Genomic DNA, 3,068 nt, shown 5'->3' on the forward strand with positions numbered 1-3,068 from the left:
CTTTAGATTGGTTGGTTGTTTTAAGATATAATGACCTGAATACATAGGGTTATTAAGCAAACGCGGGGAACTGAAACATCTCAGTACCCGTAGGAAAGGACATCAACCGAGACTTCCCTAGTAGTGGCGAGCGAACGGGAACCAGGCCAGTGCTCTTGTGAAATAAAGTCGAACAGCTTGGAAAGGCTGACCATAGCGGGTGACAGTCCCGTAGACGTTAAATAGCAAGAGACTCGAGTAGGGCGGGACACGTGCAATCCTGTCTGAACACGGGGGGACCACCCTCCAAGCCTAAGTACTCCTCTACGACCGATAGTGAACAAGTACCGTGAGGGAAAGGTGAAAAGCACCCCGACAAGGGGAGTGAAACAGATCCTGAAATCGGAAGCCTACAAGCAGTCGGAGCCACCAAGCGTGGTGACGGCGTACCTTTTGTATAATGGGTCAGCGACTTCATGTGCCGAGCAAGCTTAAGCCGTTAGGTGTAGGCGTAGCGAAAGCGAGTTTGAATAGAGCGTTAAGTTCGTCGCATGACGACCCGAAACCAGGTGATCTATCCATGAGCAGGATGAAGGTAAGGTAACACTTACTGGAGGTCCGAACCGATATCTGTTGAAAAAGATTCGGATGACTTGTGGATAGGGGTGAAAGGCCAATCAAACCTGGACATAGCTGGTTCTCCGCGAAAACTATTTAGGTAGTGCGTCGGATGTATTCCCTGGGGGGTAGAGCACTGGATGGATGCGGGCGGCGCGAGCTGTACCAATTCTAACCAAACTCCGAATACCCAGGAGAACTATCCGGCAGACACACGGCGGGTGCTAACGTCCGTCGTGAAAAGGGAAACAACCCTAACCATCATCTAAGGCCCCCAAGTTATGGCTAAGTGGGAAACGATGTGGGATTGCTTTGACAATCAGGAGGTTGGCTTAGAAGCAGCCATCCTTTAAAGAAAGCGTAACAGCTCACTGATCAAGCGATCCTGCGCGGAAAATGTAACGGGGCTCAAGCCATGCGCCGAAGATATGGGTTCACGTAAGTGAGCGGTAGCGGAGCGTTCTGTAAGCCTGTGAAGGTCAACCGTGAGGTTGGCTGGAGGTATCAGAAGTGAGAATGCTGACATGAGTAGCGATAAAGAGTGTGAGAGACACTCTCGCCGAAAGACCAAGGGTTCCTGCGTAAAGCTAATCTGCGCAGGGTTAGCCAGCCCCTAAGGCGAGGCCGAAAGGCGTAGTCGATGGGAATCCGGTAAATATTCCGGAGCCAGTGTGAAGTGACGGATGGCATAACTTGTACGGACTTATTGGATTGTCTGTGCAGGGGCGTTGTCCCTGGAAATAACTCACACAGAGACTGTACCCGAAACCGACACAGGTGGTCAGGTAGAGTATACCAAGGCGCTTGAGAGAACTATGCTGAAGGAACTCGGCAAATTACACGCGTAACTTCGGGATAAGCGTGACTTGCTCCAGGCAACTGGATCCAAGTGGCACAAACTAGGGGGTAGCGACTGTTTATCAAAAACACAGGGCTCTGCGAAGCTGTAAAGCGACGTATAGGGTCTGACGCCTGCCCGGTGCCGGAAGGTTAAAAGGAGTGGTGCAAGCTGCGAATTGAAGCCCCGGTAAACGGCGGCCGTAACTATAACGGTCCTAAGGTAGCGAAATTCCTTGTCGGGTAAGTTCCGACCTGCACGAATGGCGTAACGACTTCCCCACTGTCTCCAGCATAGGCTCAGCGAAATTGAATTCCCCGTGAAGATGCGGGGTTCCCGCGGTCAGACGGAAAGACCCTATGAACCTTTACTATAGCTTCGCCTTGGCGTTAGCATCAACATGTGTAGGATAGGTGGGAGGCTATGAAGCGGGGGCGCCAGTCCTCGTGGAGCCATCCTTGAAATACCACCCTTATTGTTGCTGACGTCTAACCGCGGCCCGTTATCCGGGTCCGGGACATGGCGTGGTGGGTAGTTTGACTGGGGCGGTCGCCTCCCAAAGTGTAACGGAGGCGCGCGATGGTGGGCTCAGAGCGGTCGGAAATCGCTCGACGAGTGCAATGGCATAAGCCCGCCTGACTGCGAGACTGACAAGTCGAGCAGAGACGAAAGTCGGCCATAGTGATCCGGTGGTCCTTCGTGGACGGGCCATCGCTCAACGGATAAAAGGTACTCTAGGGATAACAGGCTGATTTTGCCCAAGAGTCCATATCGACGGCAAAGTTTGGCACCTCGATGTCGGCTCATCTCATCCTGGGGCTGGAGCAGGTCCCAAGGGTATGGCTGTTCGCCATTTAAAGAGGTACGTGAGCTGGGTTCAGAACGTCGTGAGACAGTTTGGTCCCTATCTGCCGTGGGTGTTCGAGACTTGAGAGGATCTGTCCCTAGTACGAGAGGACCGGGATGGACATACCTCTGGTGGACCTGTCGTGGCGCCAGCCGCGCAGCAGGGTAGCTAAGTATGGACGGGATAACCGCTGAAAGCATCTAAGCGGGAAACCCACCTCAAAACAAGGTCTCGCTGAGGATCGTGGAAGACTACCACGTTGATAGGCCGGGTGTGGAAGCTCCGTGAGGAGTGAAGCTAACCGGTACTAATAATCCGATCGGCTTGATCGTTCCTCAACACAACGCATGCAACATGCAAACACATATAAGTCGGGATAGTGCACCCTGCGCTCAAGTAGCGTAGCGGTAGCGCGTCAGAAAATGTCTTCTCAATTACAGCAACTGCTTTTGGTTGACCTGGTGGCTATGCCGGAAGGTCCCCACCCGATCCCATTCCGAACTCGGTCGTTAAGCCTTCCTGGGCCGATGGTACTTCGTCTTAAGTCGCGGGAGAGTAGGTCGTCGCCAGGTCTACCAAAAGCAGTTGCTAAAACCCTTCATATACAAGCTTTAAGGACCGGATCGCGTAACTGCCATCCGGTCCTTTTACCATCTTGGCGCGGGATGGAGCAGCCCGGTAGCTCGTCAGGCTCATAACCTGAAGGTCGTAGGTTCAAATCCTGCTCCCGCAACCAAGTCATCAAAACTAACCCCGGTGTAAAACCCCGGGGTTTTTTGTTGTCAA

The 3,068-nt window shown here is 52.9% G+C and carries 1 tRNA gene and 2 rRNA genes (1 of these 3 only partly in view); all 3 read left to right on the forward strand.

What is annotated here, in order from left to right:
* Positions 1–2,614 (forward strand): 23S ribosomal RNA (locus ABI_RS19660) (it extends 231 nt beyond the left edge of the window).
* A 125-nt stretch (positions 2,615–2,739) separates the two neighbouring features.
* A 5S ribosomal RNA gene (gene rrf, locus ABI_RS19665) occupies positions 2,740–2,854 on the forward strand.
* Positions 2,855–2,941: 87 nt separating this feature from the next.
* A tRNA-Met gene (locus ABI_RS19670) sits at positions 2,942–3,018 on the forward strand.
* The last annotated feature ends 50 nt before the right edge of the window (positions 3,019–3,068 follow it).

Origin of the sequence: Asticcacaulis biprosthecium C19, from assembly GCF_000204015.1 — a bacterium.
Taxonomy (GTDB): domain Bacteria; phylum Pseudomonadota; class Alphaproteobacteria; order Caulobacterales; family Caulobacteraceae; genus Asticcacaulis; species Asticcacaulis biprosthecius.